This window comes from Paraburkholderia caffeinitolerans (assembly GCF_902859945.1).
Taxonomy (GTDB): Bacteria; Pseudomonadota; Gammaproteobacteria; order Burkholderiales; family Burkholderiaceae; genus Paraburkholderia; species Paraburkholderia caffeinitolerans.
In genome coordinates, this window is record NZ_CADIKL010000011.1 from 177,401 (window position 1) to 198,220 (window position 20,820).

Below are 20,820 nucleotides of genomic sequence, written 5' to 3' on the forward strand. Positions count from 1 at the left end.
GCCTTGTTACCTGTTTGCGAGATCGCGCGCGAGCTCATGATCCGACCTCTCTCACGTTTTCGTCACGGTGCGCCGCCCCGCTTCACATTTCGATGATGACCTTCAGTGCCTGCGTGCTGGCCGCGTGCGAGAACGTTTCGTACGCCTGGAGGACATCGTCGAACGCAAACCGGTGCGTGATGAGCCGGGCCGGATCGATGCGCCCGGCGCACACGGTCTTGAGCAGCATGGGCGTGCTCACCGTGTCGACGAGACGCGTCGTGATCGAGATGTTGCGGTCCCAGAGCTTGTCGAGGAAGATCGACGCGCTCACGCCATGCACGCCAATATTCGCAATCGTGCCGCCGGGCGCCACGAGCTGCTCGCACAGCTCGAAGGTGGCGGGCACGCCTACCGCCTCGATGGCGCAGTCCACGCCCACGCCGTCCGTGAGCTTCATGACCGCTTCCACCGCATCCGCCGCGCGCGGATCGATGCACGCCGTGGCGCCGAAACGCTTCGCGCATTCGAGGCGGTTCGCGTCCATGTCGATCATGATGATCTGCGCGGGCGAGTAGAACTGCGCGGTCAAGAGCGCCGCCAGCCCGATCGGCCCCGCGCCCACGATGGCGATGGTGCTGCCCGGCTCGACCTTGCCGTTGAGCACGCCGCACTCGAAGCCCGTTGGCAGAATGTCCGAGAGCATCACTAGCGCCGCTTCGTCGAGGCCCGCGGGGATCTTGTAAAGGCTCGTCTGCGCATGCGGCGTGCGCACGTATTCCGCCTGGGTGCCGTCGATGCGGTTGCCGAGAATCCAGCCGCCCGTCTTGCAGTGCGAGTACATGCCGCGGCGGCAGTATTCGCATTGCCCGCAGCTGGAAATGCACGACACCAGCACGTGGTCGCCGGGTTCAAGCGTGCTCACGCCGCTGCCCACCGCGTGCACGACACCCACGCCTTCGTGGCCGAGGATGCGCCCCGGCGTGCAGCTCGGCACGTCGGCCTTGAGGATGTGCAGGTCGGTGCCGCAGATCGTCGTCTTCGACATCTTGACGATGGCGTCGCCGGGCTCCCGCAATTCCGGCATCGGGCGCGTTTCGACCGCGAAGCGGCCCGGACCGTTGTAGACCAGTGCTTTCATGTTCCCTCCATCGGCGTTCGGAAATGGGCCGGCGCGGTACGCGCCAGCGTTGGCGGCTTTTATGTTGCGCCGCCGACGCCTTGCGCAATTGACTTCGATCAAGAGCGCCCTCTCCGATTCGGATTGATGCAGGTCAAGCGGCTGCACGCCCCGGTCGGGTCGAATGCACTTAGCCGGCGCACCGTCTGTCCATGTGCGCCCGCTCGACCCGGAGCTACGATCATGACCCTGCCGCCTCTCCTGCACCACCTGCTGTTCGGCTCGCGCCGCGCACGCCACATGCGCGTCATCACGCTCGAGCGCGCGTGCGCCGCACGCGCGTATGCGCCGCTACCTGTGCTCCTGCCATGTCCCGCGCACACCACGTTCCCTTCGCGCTAAGCGGCGGCAAGGCGCGCCGCGACGCCCGCCGCGTCGATCGCGCCTTGCGCCGCGCAGGCACCTACCCGCATCCCGCTGGCCGCATCCGGCGCATCGAGACGCACCTGTCGGTCGTATTTCTCGCTGGTCGCTACGCCTACAAGCTTTTCAAGCCGGTCAAGTTCGACTTCGCCGATCTCACGCGGCTTGCGCGGCGCCGCCGCTGCGCGCAGGCCGAGTGCACGCTCAACCGGGCGCTGGCCGGGCCGCTCTATCTGGGTGTATGGCCGCTCGTCGCGCGGCGCCGCCGCTGCGTCTTCGACACCGCGTCGACCGCGCATGCAGGCCGCCGCCATGCCTCGCATGCCCGCGTGCTGGAATACGCGGTGCGCATGCGCCGCTTCGACGCTGGTGCAATGCTCTCCGCGCGCTGCACGCGCCGCGGCGACGGTCTCGCGGACGCCGACGCGCTGGCGGCGCGCCTCGCGCACTATCACCTGCACGCGCCCCGCCGCGCGCCGCGCGCACGCTACGGCAGCGCGGCCAGCGTGACCGCCCAATGGCGGCCGCTCGCCGACGCGCTCGACCCCGCCGTGCCGGCCGAGGCCGCGTTGCGCGCGTGGTGCGAGGCGGAGCTGACGCGCCTCGCGCCGCAACTCGACGAGCGCCGCGCAAACGGCTTCGTGCGCGCCTGCCACGGCGATCTGCATCTGGACAACCTGATCCGCTGGCGCAACCGGCTGCTGATGTTCGACTGCATCGAGTTCGACGACGCGCTGCGCTGGATCGACGTCGCGAGCGATCTCGCGTTCGCGGTCATGGATTTCATCGCCCACGGACGCGAGGACTGCGCGCATCGGCTGCTCGACGCATGGCTGGCCGCAACTGGCGATTACGCGGCGCTGCGCGTGCTGCCGTTCTATACGGCCTGGCGCGCCCTCGTGCGCGCGCTGGTGGCGCGCCTGCGCGGCGATGCCGCCGAATCCGCGCGCTATCGGCGCGTGGCGGCGGGCGTCGCGGCGCGCATGAGCGATGCGCGGCCCTCGCTGCTGCTGTGCCATGGCGTCTCGGGCTCGGGCAAGTCGCTCGCGAGCCGCGCGCTCGCGCAGCGGCTTGGCGCGATCCGCCTGTCGAGCGATGCCGAGCGCAAGCGTCTCGCCGGCGTTCCGGATGCCGCGCGGCTGCCCGCTTGCGCCTATACGGCCGGCCAGGTGGATGCGATCTACAGCGGCCTCCTCGCCCACGCGCAGACCGTGCTCGAAAGCGGCTATACGGCGATCGTCGATGCGACATTCCTGCGCGAACGCAACCGCAGCGCATTCATCGCGCTCGCGCACCGTCTGGGCGTGCGCATCGTCCTGCTCGATTTCAGGGCGGATCGCGCGACGCTCTTCGCGCGCGTCGAGTCGAGGGCGGCCTTGGGGCGCGATGCGTCCGACGCCGGCCCGGCCGTGCTCGCCGATCAACTCGCGCGGGCCGAGCCCCTGAGCGCCACGGAGCGTGCGCTGGCGATCCGCTTCGACACCGGGGGCGACCCCACCGCTTACGAAACCGAAGCCTTCTGGACGCCGCTGCTCGACGCGCTTGCGCACCGGCGCATCGATCCGGTCAACCGATAAACCAGCGCAAACCCGCCGAAATCATGCCCATCCACAATGCCGATATCGCCGAAGTATTCAGCGAGATAGCCGACCTGCTCGACATTCAGGGCAGCAATCCCTTTCGCGTGCGCGCTTACCGCAACGCCGCCCGCTCGGTGAGCGAATACACGCAAAACGTGCGGACGATGGTGGCTCAGGGCGCCGACCTGAGGGCGATTCCCGCCATCGGCGACGACCTCGCGCTGAAGATCCAGGAGATCGTGAGCACCGGCACCTGCTCGATGCTCGCGAAACTGCGCACCGGAATGCCGTCGGCGATCACGGCGTTACTGCACATTCCGGGCCTCGGGCCCAGGCGCGTGCGCAAGCTCTACGAGCAACTGCACGTGCAATCGCTGCAGGAACTGGAGCGCGCCGCGGCCGAAGGCCGGATCCACCAGTTGCCCGGCTTCGGCAAGCAGACCGAAGCGCAGATCCTCGCGCACATTCAGGCGCGCCTCGACAAGGCGCGCCGCTTTCCGTTCGTGCAGGCGAGTCAGCGTGCAGAGCCGCTGCTGGCCTGGCTTGCCGCCTCGCCGCAGGTGGAGCGCGTCGAGGCGGCAGGCAGCCTGCGGCGGCTGCGCGACACGGTGGGTGACATCGACATCGTGGCGAGCGCGCGCGATCCGGCTGCCGTCACGGGCCGCTTTGCCAGTTACGAAGACGTCACCAAGGTGCTCGCGCAAGGCCCGACCCGCGCCAGCGTCGTGCTGCGCGGCGGTCTGCAAGTCGATCTGCGCGTGGTCGAGCCCGCGAGCTTTGGCGCCGCGCTGGTCTACTTCACCGGCTCGAAGGCGCACAACGTGGCGTTGCGCCGGCTCGGCCAGCAACGCGGCCTCAAGATCAACGAATATGGCGTCTTTCGCGCGGACACCCGCATTGCTGGCGAGACCGAGGCGTCCGTCTATGAGGCCGTCGGCCTCTGCTGGATCCCCCCGGAGCTGCGCGAAAACGCGGGAGAGATCGACGCCGCGCGCGCCGGCGCATTGCCGGCGTTGATCACCCGCGCCGATCTGCGCGGCGACCTGCACGCACATACAGTGGCGAGCGACGGCCGCGCCTCCCTGCACGAAATGGCGCTTGCCGCGCGCGAGCGCGGCTTGTCCTGGCTCGCCATCACGGATCACTCGAAGCGCCTCGCCATGGCACATGGTCTCGGGGCCGCCAGGCTCGCCGCGCAGATCGACGAGATCGACGGGCTCAACGCCCAACTCACGGGCATTACGCTGCTCAAGGGCATCGAAGTCGACATCCTCGAAGACGGCAGCCTCGATCTGCCCGACTCGATCCTCGCGCGCCTCGATCTCGTGGTCGGTGCGATACACAGCCATTTCGACCTGCCGCGCGAGCGACAGACCGAGCGGATCCTGCGTGCGATGGACCACCCCTGCTTCACCCTGCTTGCGCACCCGAGCGGCCGCCTGATCGGCAGCCGCGAACCGTGCGATATCGACATGCTGCGCGTCGTGCGCAAGGCGCGGGCGCGCGGCTGCTTTCTCGAGCTCAACGCCCAGCCCGAACGCCTCGACCTGACCGACACGGCCTGCCGCATGGCGAAGGATCATGGCGTGCTGGTCTCGATCGGCTCCGACGCACATAGCGTGGCCGGACTCGACGACCTGCGCCTGGGCGTCAACCAGGCGCGCCGGGGCTGGCTCGAAAAGGCGGACGTGCTGAACGCGCGTCCGCTCGCGAAGCTGCGGGCGCTCATTGCGCCTACGATGCGTGAAACGCCGGAAGACAACATGGCCGCCATTGCGCGAGCGCGTCGTGCTCACTCGCATGTGGCGGGCCAAGGCCGCTCAGGCCAACAAAAGGCCGCAAGCCAGTGAGGTCAACCATGTGGTATGCCCTGGTCGAACAGCAGCGCCAATGGCTGCGCGCATGGCGCGCGGCATCGCAATCCATGCGCAGCGCCTATGAGGCGTGGCCTGCGCCCCCGCTCGCGCACGCCGCTTCATCCTGCTACGCCGATCTGTACGAGCCCCTGTTGGGCCTCGCGGACGGCCCGCCGCCGTTCGCGATCGACGCCATCACGCTCGCGGGCCGCCGCTGCGCCGTCGAGGAAAGCATCGTCGCGCGCACGCCGTTTTGCGACCTGCGCCACTTCGCGCGCCCCAACGCCGCACGCGCCGTGCTGCTGTGCGCGCCGCTAGCCGGCCATGCGACCGTCATGATGCGGGAGACCGTGGAGGCGCTGCTCGCCGATGGCGACGTCTACGTCACCGACTGGGTCAACGCGCGCGACGTGCCGCTCGCGGCGGGACGCTTCGGCCTGAACGAATACGTGGCGATGCTCGACGGTTTCATCGGCCAGCTTGAACAGGACGGCCGGCCGTTGCACGTTGTCGCGGTCTGCCAATCCACGTTTCCCGCGCTCGGCACGCTTGCGCTGCGCGCGCAGCGCGCACTGGCGGCGCCCGCCAGCATCACGCTGATAGGCGGCCCGCTCGACGCGCGTATCAATCCGGGCACGCTCGGTCTCGCCGCCGCGTCGCATACGCTCGACTGGTGCGAGCGCCATCTGATCGATGTCGTGCCGCCGGGGTTCGCGGGGCACGGCCGGCGGGTGTTTCCGACTTATCTGCAGCAGGCCGAGATCGCCATCGTCTACCCGCAGCGGTACGTTTCGCTGATCGATCGCTACGCCCATGCCAGCTCGCACGGCGACGCCCGCGCGCTGGCCAGCGCGCGCCGGGCGTTGATCGAATACACCGCGCTGATCGACATGCCCGCCGAGTACTTTCTCGACACCATCGATATCGTGTTCCAGCGCGCGCTGCTCGCGAACCGCACATGGCGCGTCGCGGACGGCACGGCCAACACTAGCGGCACTAGCAGCGCAAACGCAGGAAGCGCTGCAAGCGGCACGCTCGTCGAGCCGGCGGCATTGCGCGATGTCGCGCTCTTGAGCGTGGAGGGCACGCGCGATGCCGTCACCGGGACCGGGCAGACACACGCGGCGCTCGAGATGTGCAGCGGCATTGCGCCGGATGCGCGGCAGCGCCTCGACGTGGACGGGTGTGACCACTACGGGCTGTTCACGGGCGAGCGCTGGCGCGCCGACGTGCATCCCGCGCTGCAGGCGACTTTCGCAAAGGCCGAGGCTGCCGCCCGCTCGCGCCAGCACGCGAACCCGCGCGGGCCCCGCGCCGTGCGTGCCTGAATCGTCTGATTCGTGCCGGGTTCGTGCCGGGTTCGCCCCTGATTCAAGTCTGCAGCACGTATTCGCCGGGCGCCGCGCCCAGTCCCGCAGCCGGCGTGCGCGCCGGCGCCTCGCCCGTCGAGCGCTCGCGCAGCCAGTCGCGCCAGCAGGTCCACCAGGACCCCTCTACCACGGGCGCGCCCTTCACGAATTCATGCTGGCTGCGGTACGCCGCGCCGGCCTCGCGGGTGGCGCACCGATAGTAGCGATCCGCATGGCCGGGCTCGGAGACGATGCCCGCGTTGTGGCCGCCCGCCGTCAGCACGAAGGTGAGCGCGTTGTGGGTGAGCAGATGCAGCTTGTAGACCGAGCGCCACGGCGAGACGTGATCGCGCTCGGTGCCGACGACGAACATCGGCGCCTCGATATCCGAGAGCGCGACCGGCTGGCCGCCGACGCAATAGCGGCCCGCCGCGAGGTCGTTGTGGAGAAAGAGATGCGTGAGGTACTCGGTATGCATGCGATACGGCATGCGGGTCGTATCCGCATTCCACGACATGAGGTCGTTGGGCTTCGTGCGCCGCCCGAGCAGATACTCGCTCATCATGCGCGACCAGATCAGATCGCGGGCATTGAGCAACTGGAATGCAGCCGACATCTGCGCGCCGTCCAGGTAGCCCTGCCGCCACATCAGCGCGTCGAGCGCCGAAAGCTCGCTTGCATCGATGAAGAGCCCAAGCTCGCCCGGTTCGCTGAAATCGGTCAATGCGGCCAGCAGCGTGATCGAGCGCAGCGCGTCGCGCCGGCCATCGCGTGCGAGCGCCGCCGCGCCGATCGCGAGCAGCGTTCCGCCGAGGCAATAGCCCATCGCGTGCACGGCCTCGCCGCACCGCGCGCGCACTGCTTCGAGCGCGGCGAAAAAACCGTCGCGCAGGTAATCGTCGAGGCCGAGATCGCGCGCTTCTGCGCCCGGATTGCGCCACGAAATCGCGAACACCGTGAAGCCCGCTCCCACCAGAAAGCGGATCAGCGAGTCGTGCGGCTGCAAGTCGAGGATGTAGTACTTCATGATCCACGACGGCACGATCAGGATCGGCTCGCGGGCCACGCCAGTTGTCGCCGGATCGTACTGAAGCAGCTCGCAGATCTCGTTGCGCCACACGACCCGGCCTGGCGTAAGCGCGACGTCTCGGCCCGGCACGAAACTCTGCGCGCCGCGCGGATGCACGCCGGCCAGGCTGCCGGCCATGGCCATGGCGTCTTCGAGCCAGTTGCGCAGGCCGGCGGCGAGATTCGCGCCGCCGTTGCGGATCGTCGTATCGAGCACGAGCGGATTGGTGGCGATGAAATTGCCGGGCGAGCACGCATCGAGCCACTGGCGCGCCGCGAAGCCCACCAGTTGCGCATGGTGCCGCTCGACGCCCGGAACACCGCGCGTCGCCTCGCGCCACCAGCGCTGAACCCCGAGAAAGGCATCGCGATACAGCTGAAAAGGCCAGTTCGACCACGCGGCGGCCGCGAAGCGCGGGTCGGCCAAGCCTGCGTGCACCGCAACGCCGCCTTCATCCTCCTCATCAGCGTCCGCGCCAGCAACGGGCACAGCGGCGGGAAAGAAGCTCGCGGCGAGCCACCCGTGCGTGGCGAGGTCGAAGCATTTGCCGGGCGCAATCGCGAGATGCGCTCCCCAGTCGATGGCGGCGAGCGCAAGCGAAATCGGCGAGAGGCCAAACGTCATGAGGGCCATGGCCGAGTGGGCCGCCCGGTTCCATTCGTCGCCCGATAACGTCTCCGGCCGGGCGCAATCGGCGGCACTGGCAGGCGCGCCAAGGGAGACGCGCGCGCGCTCGTCGATTCGCGTTTCGGCATCGTGCACGGCAGCTTTCATCATTCTTCCCCTGTTTCGATCCGGCCAGTTGATAGGCACCGCGTCGCGCGCCATCCGGCGATGACCCGCGGCCACAACCGCTCCACTGTGGGTTCGCCGCGCGCGGGCCTCGTTGATCTGAGTCAAGCGTGCGGGCGCCCCCAGACATACACTGCGTTGCACCAACTGCCGGAGCAGACACCGAGCCACGCGATGGCCGCCGTCGGCAGGCGCCTGAACCCGCACCGGGGAGACCCATGCGCACGCTTGCACTGCTTGTCATCAATGCCGGTTCGTCGAGCGTCAAGTTCGCCGTGTTCGCCTGGCCGGCGCATGGCGACCCGCAGCGCCAGCCGCTGCACGAAGGCGAAGCGATCGACGCGGCCAATGGCATCGCGATCCGCTTCGACGCGGCCCCCGAGCGCCTGCTGCAAAATGCACCCGGCGAGGACCCGTTTCGCCGGGCCCTCCGCGAGATCGTGGACTGGACGCGCGAGCGGCTCCCGCATCTCACGCTGGGCGCCGTCGCGCATCGCGTTGTGCACGGTGGCGCGCAGTATGCGGCGCCGGTGATCGTCGACGCCGGCGTGCTCGGCGCGCTGCGCCGGCTCACGCCGCTCGCGCCTTTGCATCAGCCGCATAGCCTCGATGCAATCGCCTTGCTGCGCACCGCCTTTGCGGGCGTCCCGCAGATTGCGGTATTCGATACGGCGTTCCATCGGACGCTGCCGCACAACGAGCAACTGCTGCCACTGCCGCATGCATGGTTCGACAAGGGCGTGCGCCGCTATGGCTTTTATGGCTTGTCCTACGAATACCTGAGCGTCGCGCTCGACGAGACCTTCGGCTCGCGCGCACAGGGCCGTGTGATTGCGGCCCACCTCCGCGGCGGCGCGAGCCTGTGCGCCATGCGCGCGCTGCGCAGCGTCGCGACGACGATGGGGTTTTCCGCGCTCGATGGCCTGATGATGGGCACGCGCTGCGGCACGCTCGATCCCGGCGCCGTGCTGCATCTGCTAGACGTCGAGCACCTCAGCCACGAAGCGCTCGGCCGGATCCTCTATCACGAGTCGGGGCTCAAGGGCGTGTCCGGCATCTCGTCCGATCCGCGAGAGCTGCTCGCGCGAGAGGCGAGCGGCGATGCCCGCGCGCACGACGCGCTCGCGCTGTACGCGCACCGGATCGTGCGCGAGATGGGCGCGCTCGCCGCGCTGCTGGGCGGTCTCGACATGCTGGTTTTCACCGCCGGCATCGGCGAGCATTGCGCGGCTTTGCGCGAGCGGATCTGTGCGGCGTTCGGCTGGCTAGGCGTCGAGCTGGACCCGGCGGCGAACGCCGCGAATGCGCACGTGATCTCGCATGCGTCGAGCGCGGTGACGGTGGTGGTCGAGCCGACCAACGAGGCGTGGATCGCCGCGCGCGACGCGATCCGGCTGCTGCATGCCCGGCAGCGGCATGTTGCGGGAATGTGAAGCGCGGCGTGCATCGCTGGCGATGCCGCCGCCCACGAGCACGTAATCGAAGCGCAGTTCGCGCACCGCTTGCTCCGACGCCATGTTCATCGGACCACCACCTCGCGTTCGCGCGCGGCCAGCGCATCCTTGATCGCCAGCACGAAGCGGGCCACCTTCTCCACCGCCACATCGCGCTGCATATCGCGCGCGGAAATCGCGCAGGTGGCGAGCGGCGCGCGGTGGGCGAGCTGCTGCATCTGCGCGAACGTGTCTTCGCTACCGCGCGCGCCCATCGTGCAGAAGAACGCCGTGGCGCGCACCTCGTGCCCGTGCTGCGCAAGCCAGGTCGCGACCGGCGTCGAGGCGCGGGCGGCCCACACCGGCGTACCGACCAGCACCACGTCGTAATTCGCGAGCGCATGCGTCATCGGCCGCAAGTGCGCGGGGCGCTTGCGGACCACGTCGAGAATCGAGCGCAGGAATCCGAACGGTCCCGCGCGCCGCCCGAAATCGACCTCCTGCAGCCGTTCATAATCGCCATCGAGTTCGGCTGCAAGCCGCCCGGCAAACTCGGCCGTGGTCTCGCTGCGCGAATAGAAAACCACGAGGATTCGCGATGGAGCGCTCATGGCTACCGCACCTCCATGAAATGCCACGGGCGCGCGAAGCATGCGACAGCGTTCATTGCGCCCCCTTCCATTCGGCCTGAAGTTGTGCACACGGGGCCGACTGGCTCGCCTGCGCGCAGGCGAGCGCGTTGTCAGCAGACGTATTGGCGGCGAGCGCATCGAGGAAGCGCTGCACGGGCACGCCGCCGCATCGCTCGACGACGATGAAACCCGCGCAAGCAATGGCCGACGCCGTCACCACGCCGAACGCCAGCCATTCGAATCGGCGAAACAAGCGATACATCGCCGTGCTCCCTGGGTTGCCATTCATTCGATGTCCAGAAGATCAACGATCGCGCGCACGCCCGGCGTGGCCTTCGCCGCCCCGCACACGAGACGCCGCTCGGCGTGCGAAGCGACCTTGCCGGTCAGGATGGCCGTGCCGTCATCGATCTCGATCCCGATATGCTTCGCTTCGCGATCCCCGTGCCTCTGAATCGCATCCCGAATGCCGCTTGCGATGTCCTCGGCCGAGGCCTCGCCGCGAATACGGATTTTGTCGGTGACCCCAGTCACGCCACGCAGATGCGCGATCGCACTTTGCGCGGCGTGGCTCTGGTAGCCCCAGTCGCAATCGCCCGACAGCGTGACCCGGCCCTTCTCGACCTGCACCTGCACGTTCTGGTTGTTCAGTCCGACGGTCCATTCGAGAATCGAGCGCACTGTGCTCGCGATGTCCTCGTCGCTGCGCGCGTCGTGGCGCGGCAGGCGCACCTCCATTTCGACGACGATCCCGCGCAAGCCAGAGACTCTGCCCGCCGCCCGCTCCGCCGCGAGTTTCTGCGCGAAGCTGGCCGGATGCCCTGAAAGGGTGACCACGCCATTTGACACTTCCACGCCAATCTCCGCGAGATTGATCGACTTGTCCCACGCGAACTCGGCTTCCACGTCGCGCTTCAATTCGATATCGGTTTTCATTGAATTGCACTCCTGATTTAAATGCTGACATAGCCCCGGAAGCACCATGGCAGCGGCATCTGCTGCTGCGCGGGGGAAGCGCCCGACTGCTCCACGCAACTGCCGAAGAAGCCCGGTGCGCCATCGGCGGAAAAGACCGGTACGAAGGCGAAGGCGTCGTTCACCCGGATGAGGAAATCGCGGTTGTAACGCGACGGAGCAAAGATCTCGATCGACTGGAAGAACGCACGGCCATGGGCCATTTCACGCGCCTGCGGCGCGGCCGGCCCCCGCATGTCATATCGCGCCGGCAACTCGTCGCTGTGCGCGCCGCGCCGCACCGCCTCGCCGGGACTGAAGACCAGTTCGACGCCCGGGTACGGCAAGCAATGCGGCTGCTGTGCGACCGGCCCTTCCGGGCCAAGCAAAAGCGGCGGATACGCCCACATCGACATATTGACCACCGGGGTTCTGCGCGAAAAATATTCTGCGAGCCAGTTCATCACTCCTCCTTGCCTTGAAAAGCACCGCACGCGCCTGCGTCCGCATGCGGTCATCCTCTTGCGTCGTACCACCCGCGGATGGCCGACCAGATATGCTCCGCGCTCTCGCAAAAACGAAATAGCGCGAGATCGCCCGGCGCGATCATCCCTTCTTCGGCCATTAATTCGAAATCTACGAGCGCGCGCCAGTAGGTTTCGCCCACCAGGACCACCGGAAGCGGCTCGATCTTGCGGGTTTGCAAAAGTGTCAGGACTTCGAATAATTCGTCGCAGGTTCCGTAGCCGCCCGGAAAGAACACCGCAGCTTTCGCCTTTTCCAGCAGATGCAGTTTGCGGATGGCGAAGTAGTGAAACCGGAAGCACAGCTCAGGTGTCAGATACGCGTTCGGAAGCTGATCGCGGGGCAGCGCGATATTCATGCCGACGGTAGGTGAGCGGCTTTCGGACGCGCCGCGATTGGCCGCCTCCATGATGCCGGGGCCGCCGCCCGTGACGATCGTGAGCCGCGCAAGCTTGGGCGTTGCATCCGAGCTGCCGACCAGCCGCCCGAACTCGCGCGCGATTTCGTAATAGACGCTGTGCCGGACCCGCGCCTCGGCCGCGCGAACGGCGCGCTGAGATTGCGCATCGGCGGGATCCGCCTTGAGCCTGGCGCGCGCTGTGGCCAGCGTGCGGCGCGCGCGAGTGGGGGCTTCAACGCGCGTGCTGCCGTACACCACGACCGTGTCGCGAATACCGAGCTGCTGCAACTTCTCGGCGGCTTTCCAGTAATCAAGTTGCAGGCGCACGCCGCACATTTCGGGGCGGCGCAGGAAGGCGCTGTCCTCGTCGGCCTGAACGTAGGTCGGGCTCTCGATCAGGCGACGCACGCGCGGCGGTAGCGCCTGCCGCTCCTTTGGGGCAGGACGCCGCGCACGCCTCGCGATCGTGCTCATGCTGCATGCACCGAAGCGAAGTGCCCACGCACGAACTCGCGCACGCGCGCGAGATCGGCGGCGGCAGTCGAAGGGGCCAGCGCCGGCCCGACTTCGTCGATGTGCAGATGCCCAACGAGTTCGAACCCTGCCGCGCGGAAGATGTGCGTGTCCTGCAGCAGTTCCATCGCCTGCCAACGACCGTCCTGCACGAGCGCGGCGAGCGGCGCGCCCGACACCGTGACCACCGCCGCCCGGCGCCCGGACAGCAGGCCGCGCACTTTCCCCTGCTCCGCCTCGTAGGCGAAGCCGCGGCTGAACACACGATCGATGTAGCCCTTCATCATCGCGGGCATCGACATCCACCAGAGCGGGTAGATGGCGGTCACGACATCGGCCGCGAGCACGTCCTCCTGCGCAACCAGCACGTCGACCATGCGGATGTGCACGTCGTTCCCGTCGATCAGCTCGCGTGCTGACAACACGGGATCGAACCCCATCCGATACAGGTCGTGAACGCGCACGTCGTGGCCCGCACGGATCAGCTCGCCGACGTAGGCCCGCGTCAGGCTCATGGTGAAGCTGTCTTCGACGGGATGCGCGACCACGATCAGATGCTTCTGCATGACGAGGGCTCCTTTCATATTCGAGGCGCGCAGCACGATTACGCACGGACACGTTGATCGTGCGCGCCATCGGCACTATCCAATTGACACATATCAACGATGCGGATTGCGCTCGCGCCGTACCTGACCGCGGTTCACTGCACAGCCAGCCGATCCACCACGGCCCGCACGCCTCGTGTCGCCCAAGCCGCGCCGCAGGCTGCGCGCCGCTCGCGCAGCGAAGCGACCGTGCCGCTCAGCGTCACCACGCCCTGGCTTTCGTCGATGTGGATGCCCGCGAACTCGCGTTGCGCCCGCCGCGCCAGCGCCGCGCTGATATGCTGCGCAACCTCGAACGCGGCGTCGCTGTTGCGCACGTTCAACCGGTTGGCCACGCCCACCACGCCGCGCATGCGGCTCACCACTTTCTCGGCCGTATTGCGCTGGTAGCCCCATTCCACGTCGCCGATGAGGGTCACGCAGCCACGTTCGACCTCCACGCGCACCGAGTCGCCGCTCAAGCCCGCCTGCCAGCGCGACGCGACCATGATCGCGGCGGCCAGATCGGCGTCGGGATGCTGGTTGCCCGGATGTGGATCGATCGACAGTTCCACCACGATCGCGCGGCAACCGGCCACGCGTTCGACCGCGCGCTCGACAGCCAGCTTCTGCGCATAGCCGGGCACCCGCCCAGATAACGTGACGATGCGCTCTTTCACCGCCGCCTCGATGCCCGAGGCGTCCAGCGCCATGTCCCACGCCAGTTCCTGCTCCACGTCCTGCTTGAGTGCTTCATCCGTTTTCATGGTCCGCCCCATGGTTCGTTATCCATACGAATTCGTAGCATGGCGCAGCCCGCCGCCATGCGGCTGATCCTGGTCAATTCGTTGTTCGCCGCGCGGCCTGGCCGCCGGTGCTCAACTCGACGATCTCCGAGGTGATCTCCTCCTGGCGCAGCGCCCGATAATGCTGCGTGAGGTCGCTCAGGCGCTGCTGCACGTTCGCGCGCGCCGCGAGCATCGCGCGCACGCGCGCCTCGTTCTCGGCGGCGAACGAGAGCATCAGCGCTTCGCACAATTGCACGAAGACATAGAACTCGACGAGCCCGGACAGCAGCCGCGCAGGCGCCACATTCACGAGCGGCGGCTGCGGGCGCGGCGGCACCCGAAAGCGCGTGAGGTCGAACGGGACGAGCGTGCGCTGCGCGATGCGCACGCGCGATTCGCCCGGCTGGGCGCTCACCACCGACACGCGCGTGGCGTGCATGCCGCCGGCGAAGCGTGCGTAGACGGCATCGGTCATGCGAACCGCCAGTGGTGGAACGGCTTCGGGGTGCGCGACCATCGGCGCGGACCAGGCGCAGGCCAGGCCCCGCGATGCAGCGGCGCTCGCGAGCCGCGAACCCACCAGCAGCCAGCGGCACGCACGCGCGCCGCCGTGGCGCAGCGCATGTCCCGCCAACTCGTCGTTGAGCGCGCCGACGAAGCCCTGTTCCGTGCCGATGACGATGCATACCTCGCCGCCGGATGCGTTGTCCCGCGCCGCAGCGCTGCCGGCCGCCGCGCCTTCGGGCGCGAAAGCGAGCACTTCGCCGATCGCCGCCCCCGCCGTCTGCGCAGCGGCGCGGATGCCGGCGAGCCGTGCGTGCGCCTCATGCGAGCGCGAGGCCGCGATGCCGCGCATCGCCGCGATCACGGCATCGAGCTGATGCGTGGCCGCGATCCGGCTCTCGATCTCGCCGAGCCTGCCGCTCATGTCCGCTCCCTGCCCGGCTCATCAGGGTCACCAGGCTTGCCAGGCTTGCCAGGGGCCGTGCTATCGGCCATCCGTTCGCGCACCCACTCGCGAAGCTCGTTCACGCTCGCCAACGATTCGTCATCCGGATTAACTGCCGCAACCCGCGCGTGCCGCTGCGCCAGGCGCTCGCGAATCTGTGCCACCACGTTCACGGGCGCCGCGTCGAACACCCCTTCGGCGAGCGCGGCGAGCAACGTCACCTGGTCGCCCGTACCCAGTGCGCTGAAGCGCGGCTGCGCGAGCAAGGCGCGAATCCGCTCGCCGCGCGCGATCTGCGCGCTCACGCGCGCATCCGTGAGGCCGCCGAAGCGCGTGAACATCTCCAGTTCGAGAAACTGCGCGTAGTCGAGCCGCAACGGTCCAGCCACCCGGCGCAGCGCGCCTGTCTGCGCCTTGCCGCCCACCCGGCTCACGCTGAGCCCCACGTTGACGGCGGGCCGCTGGTTGGACGCGAAGAGCGCGGCGTCCATCACGAGTTGGCCGTCGGTGATCGAGATGAGGTTGGTCGGAATGTAGGCAGAGAGATTGCCCGCATCGGTCTCGGCAATGGGCAGCGCGGTGAGCGAGCCGCCACCGAGCGTCGGGCCCAGCTTCGCCGCGCGCTCCAGCAGCCGGGCATGCAGATAGAAGATATCGCCGGGATACGCCTCGCGGCCCGGCGGCTCGCCGGTGAGCAGCGCCAGCTCGCGGTGTGTGGCGGCGTGCTTCGAGAGGTCGTCGATCACAACGAGCGCGTGCTGCCCGCGGTCGCGAAAGTCCTCGGCCACCGAGAAGCCCGCGAACGGTGCGATCCACTGCATGCCGGGCGATGCCGACGACGGCGCCACCACGAACACGCAGCGCTGCGGCGCGCCGCGTTCGCGCACGGCGTCGATCACGCGCAGGACCGCCGTGGCGCGCTGGCCCACCGCGACATACACGCAGATCACGTCGCTCGCGCGCTGGTTGACGATGGCGTCGACGGCGAGCGAGGTCTTGCCGGTCGCGCGGTCGCCGATGATGAGCTCGCGCTGGCCGCGTCCGATGGCGAACAGGGCGTCGACGATCAGCACGCCGGTTTCGAGCGGCTCGCTCACGGCGGCCCGCTCGACGATGGCGGGCGCGGGCCGCTCCACCGGCAGCCACTGCCCGGGGGAGAGCGGCCCGCCACGGTCGAGCGGGCGGCCCAGCGGATCGATCACGCGCCCGAGCAGACACTCGCCCACCGGCACCTGAAGCACAGCGCCGGTGCGCTCGACGCGCTCGCCCGCCTCCACGCCCTGCGCGCCGTCCAGCAGCACGACGCTCGCGCATTCGGCGTCGAGCGTGCGCACGTAGCCTGTCGCGCCGCTCGCGAAGCGCACCGTCTCGTCGAGCGCGACATCGGGCAGCCCCGAAAGATGCGCGACGCCGTCGGCGACCCGCGCCACGCGTCCGAAGGTTCGCGCGTCCGGCGCCAGGCGCACGCGGGCGAGCGCGTCGCGCTGGCGCGCGAGCCAGTTGCCGCTCTCGCCCGTTCCGTTCTCAGCGGCGTTCAACGCCGTGCTCCAGCAAGGATTCGCGGATGGCGTCGAGATCGTGGCGCAGATGGTTGCGCACGGCCGCGTGCGCGCTCGTCAGTTCGAGCCCCGCGATCAGCGCAGGATCCTCGCGCACTTGCAACGTCACTGGCCGTCCGAGCGCCGCGCCGAATGCCGCCGCGCACGCCGCTGCTTCGGCGGCGCTCAGCGCACGCGCAGCGGTAAGCGCAAGCGGCTCGCCATGTGCGGCGAATTCGGCGCGCGTGTCGGGTGGCAGTGCGGCCAGCGCCTCGGCCGCGCCGTCGATAAAGCCTTGCACGCGCGCCTGCGGCGGCAATCGGTCGAGCAAGCGCCCCGCGATCCCGACAGCCAGCCGCGCCGCGTCATCCTCGATGGCGCGGGCCTGCGCGGTGCGCGCGCGTTCGAGCTCGGCCTGCGCATCCGAGCGCAGTTGCGCGGCTTCGACGCGTGCGGCTTCGAGCAGCGCGGTCTTATGCACATCAGCCTCGGCCTGCGCGGCCTGCAGCACCGCCTCGCGCGAAGCCGCGAGCCGCGCGGTTTCGGCGCTCGCGGCTGCCTGGTCCGCCTGCGCCGCGTTGCGGCTCGCCTCGGCATCCGCGAGCAACGCCTGCGCCGCCTTCTGGCGCGCCGCGACGATCTCCGCCACGGGCCGGAACAGGAAGCGCGCGAGCAGCCACACCAGCACGAGCGCGTTGACGGTCTGCAGGGCGAGCGTCGACCAATCGATATGCATGGCGCGGCCCTACTTCACGAACGGATTGGCGAACAGCAGCAGAAGAGCGATCACGAGGCAGTAGATCGCCATCGTCTCGATCATCGCGAGGCCCACAAACAGCGTGCGCGAGATGGTGCCCGAGGAATCCGGCTGGCGCGCGATGGCGTCCATCGCGGCGGCCACGGCGCGGCCCTCGGCGAGCGCCGGCCCGATGGCGCCGAACGACACCGCCAGCGCGGCGGCGGCAATGCTGACGATTTCGATGAGGTTCATGGCTGCCCCTGTGCACGATGGCGAGCGCCCGCCTGCGCGCCGCCCGCCGCGGCGCCGACGAACACCATCGCCAGCACCGCGAAAATGTAGGCCTGCACGGCGCCCGTTAGCAGATCGAGCGCCATCAGAGGAATGGGCACGAGCAGGCCCGCGAGCGAGAGCACGATGCCCACCACGAACACGCCGCTCATCACATTGCCGAACAGGCGCACGACGAGCGAGAAGGTGCGCGTGAGCTGCTCGACGACGTTCAGCGGGATCATCACCCAGGTGGGCTCGGCGAAAGTCGCGAGATAGCCGCGCAGCCCGCGCGCGCGCAGGCCGTGAAAAACCGTGGCGGCGAGCACGATCAGCGCGAGCGCCGCATCGGTCTCGAGATGCGCGGTGGGCGGCTCCACGCCCGGCAGCAGCGACGACCAGTTCGCCACGAGCACGAACAGGAACAGCGTGCCGATCAGCGCGCGGTACGGAGCAGGATCGCTTTCGATGGTGTCGCGGATCTGGGCGTCGAGCGTGGTGACGAGCAGCTCCAGCACGGTCTGCATTTTCGAAGGCGCCAGCGCGAGCCGCCGCGTGAGCAGCGTGGCGGCGATGCCCATGCAGGCCATGATCGCCCACGTAACCACCACGGGCGCGGTGACCGAGAGCGCGCCGAGATGCCAGAGCGGCGTGGTGACGAGCGGCGAGGCTTTCATCGCGCCTCCATCGCCAGGCGCAGCGCGGCATGACGCGCGAGCAGCAGGCCGGCCAGGCCCGCGAGCACGGCCGCACCGCCCGCGCGCGCGAGCGCGAACAGCAGCAGCGCAGTCAAACCGCAGCGCGCGGCCTGCGCGCCGAGCGCGAAGCCGGTGCGGCCCGCCGCAAAGAGCCGTGCGTTCCAGCGCAGCGCCGCGAAGTGCGCGGCGCCAACCGCGCTTCCGGTGGCAAGCCCTGCCATAACAGCCCAGATCGTCCAATGTCCAGTCATCCTGAAGAATCCTGTCGATGCATCCATTTCCATGCGAACCAGAGCCCCGCCGCAGCGCCAAGCATCAACAGCGGCGCCGAGAAAAACACCCGCGTGCCGAACAGCCGGTCGAGCACGCGGCCAATCGCGAGGCCCGCGAGCGTCGGCAGCACGATGGTCCAGCCGAGAATGCCGATCTGCCCCAGCCGGCTGCCGAGCGACGGTTCGGGCTGGGCGCGGCCGCGTGCCGCGCGCCCCGCGGCGTCGCGTGCGGCGCGCGCCACGTGATCGGGATCGGGCGCTCGCGACGGATCACTCATTGCCCGCGCTCCTTTGCCGCCGGAATGTCCTGCCCATCCGGCGCGAGCGGGCCGCGCAGATAGCGCAGCATCTGCCGCACCGCCTGCGCGTGCAGGCGCACGGTCTCCACGCGCACGCGCCGCTCGGCGTCGAGCTGGGCCGCGCGCACGCGCGCGACTTCGCGCTCGAGCCATTCGAGCGAATCGCCGGCAATCGCCTCGCGGCATGCAATGGCCACCACGCGGCCGCCCATGACGGTCATGACGCCGCCATCCACGGCGCAAAAGCGCCGCGCTCCGTCGGGCGCGACCCAGCGCACCACCGAAGGCACGAGCATCGTGAGGAACTCCGCATGGCCGGGCCGGATGCCGAACGCGCCGCTTTCGTCCTCAGCGCGCAGCGCACGCACCGCGGCGTGGTTCACCACCATGTCGAGCGGCGTGGCAATCGTCAGATTGAGCAGCGTTTGACCCATGCGCCCTCCTCTATGCGGCTGCGCCAGCCGTGGCCGAGGCGCGCTCCTTCGCGCGCGCCTCGGCGAGCGTGCCGACCATGAAGAGCGAGCGCTCCTGCCAGTCGTCGCACTCGCCAGCGAGAATCGCCTTGCAGCCCGCCAGCGTGTCCGCGATCGAGACCGAGCGCCCCGGCTGGCCCGAGAACGCCTCGGTCACCGCGAACGGCTGCGTGAGGAAGCGTTGCAGGCGGCGCGCGCGCTGCACCAGCAGCCGGTCGGCGGCGCCCAGTTCCTCGACGCCGAGCAGCGCAATCACGTCCTGCAGTTCGCGATGATGTTCGATGAGCCGGCGCACCTCGATGGCGATCGCCGCGTGCTCCGCGCCCACCACCAGCGGGTCGAGCAGCACCGACGAGGACGCAATCGGATCGATGGCCGGATACATGCCCTCGGCGGCCATCGCGCGCGAGAGCACGACCATGCTGTCCACGTGCGCGGCAATCGTCGTCACGGCGGGGTCGGTGAAATCGTCGGCGGGCACGTACACGGCTTCCACGGCGGTGACCGCCGCGCCGCCCACCGAGACGATGCGCTCCTGCAACGCTGCCACCTCGCTCGCGAGCGTGGGCTGATAGCCCACCCGCGAGGGCATGCGCCCGAGCGACGCCGACACCTCCGCGCCCGCCTGCACGAAGCGGAACACGTTGTCGATCATCAGCAGCACGTTCTGGCGCTTCTCGTCGCGAAAGTGCTCGGCGATCGTGAGCGCGGTGAGCGGCACGCGCCAGCGCGCGCCGGGCGGCTCGTTCATCTGGCCGTACACCAGCACCGTGCGCGCGAGCACGTCCGAGCCGCGCATCTCCGTGAGCATCTCGTGGCCCTCGCGGGAGCGCTCGCCCACGCCCGCAAACACCGAGATACCCTGGTAACGCTGCACCATGGCGTGAATCAGCTCCATCACCAGCACGGTCTTGCCGACGCCCGCGCCGCCGAACATCGCGGCCTTGCCGCCTTGCGCGAGCGGCGCGAGCAGGTCGATAGCCTTGATGCCGGTCGTGAAGATCTCGGTGGAGCCGCGCAGCGCCGCGAGCGGCGGCGCTGCGCGATGGATCGGCCGGCGCGGCGCCGTGGCGTCGAGCGGCGGGCCGCCATCTTGGGCCGTGCCGCTCACGTCCAGCAGGCGGCCGAGCACCGCGTCGCCAACCGGCACCTGGAGCGGCCCGCCCTGGGCCTCGACGCGCGTGCCACGCCGCAATCCGGCAGTCGATTGCAAGGCAAGCGCGCGCAATGCGGTGGGGCCCAGATGCGCCTCGACTTCCGCCGTCAGCCGCGCGCCGTCGTCGCGGACGATCCATAGCGCGTCTTCCACGCGCGGCAGCGGGCCCGCTTCGAACACCACGTCCACGACCGCCCCGCGCACCGCGCTCACCCGTCCGGCGGCAACGGGCGCGGCCTCGGCGGCGGGCGTCGGCGGGGTATTCGGATCGGTGGTGCTGGTGGGCACGTCGCAGCTCCGCATGGCACGGTTTCGATCCGTCCAGGATAGGCGCTCGATGCGCATTTCGACTGATCTCGGTCAATTCACTGCGCCTTGGCGCATCCACCGCGACGCGCTGGCCACGCGCACAACCCTGATTGATCTGAG

At 69.2% G+C, this 20,820-nt stretch carries 20 protein-coding genes and 2 pseudogenes; 5 read left to right on the plus strand and 17 right to left on the minus strand.

All coding sequences use genetic code 11. From position 1 onward, the window contains the following. Positions 1–82 precede the first annotated feature (82 nt). A complete protein-coding gene (locus tag HV773_RS13840; protein WP_129563689.1) occupies positions 83–1,120 on the minus strand; it encodes a zinc-dependent alcohol dehydrogenase family protein in 1,038 nt (345 codons plus the stop codon). Between the two features lie 222 nt (positions 1,121–1,342). Here HV773_RS13840 and HV773_RS13845 point away from each other — a divergent pair, with 222 nt between their 5' ends. From HV773_RS13845 to phaZ, 4 genes are read left to right on the plus strand one after another with little or no spacing between them, the layout of a single operon-like run. Next, positions 1,343–1,501 (plus strand): hypothetical protein, encoded by a 159-nt coding sequence (locus tag HV773_RS13845; protein WP_160113478.1) that lies wholly within the window; start codon positions 1,343–1,345, stop codon positions 1,499–1,501. Continuing rightward, positions 1,468–3,099, plus strand: coding sequence for a bifunctional aminoglycoside phosphotransferase/ATP-binding protein (locus HV773_RS13850; protein ID WP_129563690.1), 1,632 nt, complete (start codon positions 1,468–1,470; stop codon positions 3,097–3,099). The genes HV773_RS13845 and HV773_RS13850 overlap by 34 nt, the downstream gene beginning before the upstream one ends. Positions 3,100–3,122: 23 nt before the next feature. Continuing rightward, the gene (polX, locus tag HV773_RS13855; protein ID WP_129563691.1) at positions 3,123–4,952 is read left to right on the plus strand and encodes a DNA polymerase/3'-5' exonuclease PolX; all 1,830 of its coding nucleotides are present in this window, start codon (positions 3,123–3,125) and stop codon (positions 4,950–4,952) included. Between the two features lie 8 nt (positions 4,953–4,960). Beyond that, complete coding sequence (phaZ, locus tag HV773_RS13860; RefSeq protein ID WP_129563692.1) at positions 4,961–6,286, plus strand: polyhydroxyalkanoate depolymerase; 1,326 nt, start codon at positions 4,961–4,963, stop codon at positions 6,284–6,286. Between the two features lie 43 nt (positions 6,287–6,329). On the opposite strand, the gene HV773_RS13865 is transcribed toward phaZ, so the two are convergent. After that, positions 6,330–8,150 carry a PHA/PHB synthase family protein gene (locus HV773_RS13865; protein WP_129564433.1) on the minus strand — a complete coding sequence of 607 codons (1,821 nt, stop codon included), beginning with the start codon at positions 8,148–8,150 and terminating at the stop codon, positions 6,330–6,332. 236 nt (positions 8,151–8,386) lie between these two features. Between HV773_RS13865 and HV773_RS13870 the strand changes: the two genes are divergently transcribed. Next, on the plus strand, positions 8,387–9,601 hold the full coding sequence (locus tag HV773_RS13870; protein ID WP_129563693.1) for an acetate/propionate family kinase: 1,215 nt from the start codon (positions 8,387–8,389) through the stop codon (positions 9,599–9,601). A gap of 86 nt (positions 9,602–9,687) precedes the next feature. On the opposite strand, the gene HV773_RS13875 is transcribed toward HV773_RS13870, so the two are convergent. The 15 genes and pseudogenes from HV773_RS13875 to atpD form a co-directional block, all read right to left on the minus strand. Continuing rightward, complete coding sequence (locus HV773_RS13875; protein ID WP_129563694.1) at positions 9,688–10,212, minus strand: flavodoxin family protein; 525 nt, start codon at positions 10,210–10,212, stop codon at positions 9,688–9,690. 52 nt (positions 10,213–10,264) lie between these two features. After that, positions 10,265–10,522, minus strand: coding sequence for a hypothetical protein (locus HV773_RS13880; RefSeq protein ID WP_175195304.1), 258 nt, complete (start codon positions 10,520–10,522; stop codon positions 10,265–10,267). After that, complete coding sequence (locus HV773_RS13885; protein ID WP_129563696.1) at positions 10,519–11,169, minus strand: BON domain-containing protein; 651 nt, start codon at positions 11,167–11,169, stop codon at positions 10,519–10,521. Before HV773_RS13885 ends, HV773_RS13880 begins: the two co-directional genes overlap by 4 nt. Positions 11,170–11,186: 17 nt before the next feature. Continuing rightward, positions 11,187–11,651: a hypothetical protein gene (locus HV773_RS13890; RefSeq protein ID WP_129564434.1), complete on the minus strand. Its 465-nt coding sequence runs from the start codon at positions 11,649–11,651 to the stop codon at positions 11,187–11,189. Between the two features lie 50 nt (positions 11,652–11,701). Further along, on the minus strand, positions 11,702–12,586 hold the full coding sequence (locus tag HV773_RS36860; RefSeq protein ID WP_129563697.1) for an LOG family protein: 885 nt from the start codon (positions 12,584–12,586) through the stop codon (positions 11,702–11,704). Further along, a complete protein-coding gene (locus HV773_RS36865) occupies positions 12,583–13,191 on the minus strand; it encodes an NAD(P)H-dependent oxidoreductase (protein WP_129563698.1) in 609 nt (202 codons plus the stop codon). The genes HV773_RS36860 and HV773_RS36865 overlap by 4 nt, the downstream gene beginning before the upstream one ends. A gap of 134 nt (positions 13,192–13,325) precedes the next feature. Continuing rightward, a complete protein-coding gene (locus HV773_RS13900) occupies positions 13,326–13,976 on the minus strand; it encodes a BON domain-containing protein (RefSeq protein ID WP_129563699.1) in 651 nt (216 codons plus the stop codon). 73 nt (positions 13,977–14,049) lie between these two features. Next, positions 14,050–16,484, minus strand: a pseudogene (locus HV773_RS37530) (F0F1 ATP synthase subunit alpha). Continuing rightward, positions 16,471–17,220, minus strand: coding sequence for a F0F1 ATP synthase subunit B family protein (locus HV773_RS13915; protein ID WP_129563702.1), 750 nt, complete (start codon positions 17,218–17,220; stop codon positions 16,471–16,473). Before HV773_RS13915 ends, HV773_RS37530 begins: the two are co-directional and overlap by 14 nt. A 9-nt stretch (positions 17,221–17,229) precedes the next feature. Continuing rightward, a complete protein-coding gene (locus tag HV773_RS13920; protein ID WP_028219903.1) occupies positions 17,230–17,475 on the minus strand; it encodes a F0F1 ATP synthase subunit C in 246 nt (81 codons plus the stop codon). Next, positions 17,472–18,170, minus strand: coding sequence for a F0F1 ATP synthase subunit A (locus HV773_RS13925; protein ID WP_129563703.1), 699 nt, complete (start codon positions 18,168–18,170; stop codon positions 17,472–17,474). The genes HV773_RS13920 and HV773_RS13925 overlap by 4 nt, the downstream gene beginning before the upstream one ends. Beyond that, positions 18,167–18,442 carry an N-ATPase subunit AtpR gene (locus HV773_RS13930; protein ID WP_129563704.1) on the minus strand — a complete coding sequence of 92 codons (276 nt, stop codon included), beginning with the start codon at positions 18,440–18,442 and terminating at the stop codon, positions 18,167–18,169. The genes HV773_RS13925 and HV773_RS13930 overlap by 4 nt, the downstream gene beginning before the upstream one ends. Continuing rightward, complete coding sequence (locus tag HV773_RS37395) at positions 18,439–18,948, minus strand: AtpZ/AtpI family protein (protein ID WP_377729886.1); 510 nt, start codon at positions 18,946–18,948, stop codon at positions 18,439–18,441. Before HV773_RS37395 ends, HV773_RS13930 begins: the two co-directional genes overlap by 4 nt. Continuing rightward, positions 18,834–19,196, minus strand: a pseudogene (locus tag HV773_RS13940) (F0F1 ATP synthase subunit epsilon); the annotation flags it as partial. The gene HV773_RS37395 and the pseudogene HV773_RS13940, both read right to left, overlap by 115 nt. A gap of 10 nt (positions 19,197–19,206) precedes the next feature. After that, positions 19,207–20,679, minus strand: a complete 1,473-nt coding sequence (gene atpD, locus HV773_RS13945; protein WP_377729888.1) for a F0F1 ATP synthase subunit beta — start codon at positions 20,677–20,679, stop codon at positions 19,207–19,209. Positions 20,680–20,820 lie beyond the last annotated feature (141 nt).

Bases quoted from the DNA above. Each gene is read 5' to 3' on its own strand.
- HV773_RS13840 (WP_129563689.1), bottom strand. From the start codon at position 1,120: ATGAAAGCACTGGTCTACAACGGTCCGGGCCGCTTCGCGGTCGAAACG.
- HV773_RS13845 (WP_160113478.1), top strand. From the start codon at position 1,343: ATGACCCTGCCGCCTCTCCTGCACCACCTGCTGTTCGGCTCGCGCCGC.
- HV773_RS13850 (WP_129563690.1), top strand. From the start codon at position 1,468: ATGTCCCGCGCACACCACGTTCCCTTCGCGCTAAGCGGCGGCAAGGCG.
- polX (WP_129563691.1), top strand. From the start codon at position 3,123: ATGCCCATCCACAATGCCGATATCGCCGAAGTATTCAGCGAGATAGCC.
- phaZ (WP_129563692.1), top strand. From the start codon at position 4,961: ATGTGGTATGCCCTGGTCGAACAGCAGCGCCAATGGCTGCGCGCATGG.
- HV773_RS13865 (WP_129564433.1), bottom strand. From the start codon at position 8,150: ATGAAAGCTGCCGTGCACGATGCCGAAACGCGAATCGACGAGCGCGCG.
- HV773_RS13870 (WP_129563693.1), top strand. From the start codon at position 8,387: ATGCGCACGCTTGCACTGCTTGTCATCAATGCCGGTTCGTCGAGCGTC.
- HV773_RS13875 (WP_129563694.1), bottom strand. From the start codon at position 10,212: ATGAGCGCTCCATCGCGAATCCTCGTGGTTTTCTATTCGCGCAGCGAG.
- HV773_RS13880 (WP_175195304.1), bottom strand. From the start codon at position 10,522: ATGAATGGCAACCCAGGGAGCACGGCGATGTATCGCTTGTTTCGCCGA.
- HV773_RS13885 (WP_129563696.1), bottom strand. From the start codon at position 11,169: ATGAAAACCGATATCGAATTGAAGCGCGACGTGGAAGCCGAGTTCGCG.
- HV773_RS13890 (WP_129564434.1), bottom strand. From the start codon at position 11,651: ATGAACTGGCTCGCAGAATATTTTTCGCGCAGAACCCCGGTGGTCAAT.
- HV773_RS36860 (WP_129563697.1), bottom strand. From the start codon at position 12,586: ATGAGCACGATCGCGAGGCGTGCGCGGCGTCCTGCCCCAAAGGAGCGG.
- HV773_RS36865 (WP_129563698.1), bottom strand. From the start codon at position 13,191: ATGCAGAAGCATCTGATCGTGGTCGCGCATCCCGTCGAAGACAGCTTC.
- HV773_RS13900 (WP_129563699.1), bottom strand. From the start codon at position 13,976: ATGAAAACGGATGAAGCACTCAAGCAGGACGTGGAGCAGGAACTGGCG.
- HV773_RS13915 (WP_129563702.1), bottom strand. From the start codon at position 17,220: ATGCATATCGATTGGTCGACGCTCGCCCTGCAGACCGTCAACGCGCTC.
- HV773_RS13920 (WP_028219903.1), bottom strand. From the start codon at position 17,475: ATGAACCTCATCGAAATCGTCAGCATTGCCGCCGCCGCGCTGGCGGTG.
- HV773_RS13925 (WP_129563703.1), bottom strand. From the start codon at position 18,170: ATGAAAGCCTCGCCGCTCGTCACCACGCCGCTCTGGCATCTCGGCGCG.
- HV773_RS13930 (WP_129563704.1), bottom strand. From the start codon at position 18,442: ATGACTGGACATTGGACGATCTGGGCTGTTATGGCAGGGCTTGCCACC.
- HV773_RS37395 (WP_377729886.1), bottom strand. From the start codon at position 18,948: ATGCCGCGAGGCGATTGCCGGCGATTCGCTCGAATGGCTCGAGCGCGA.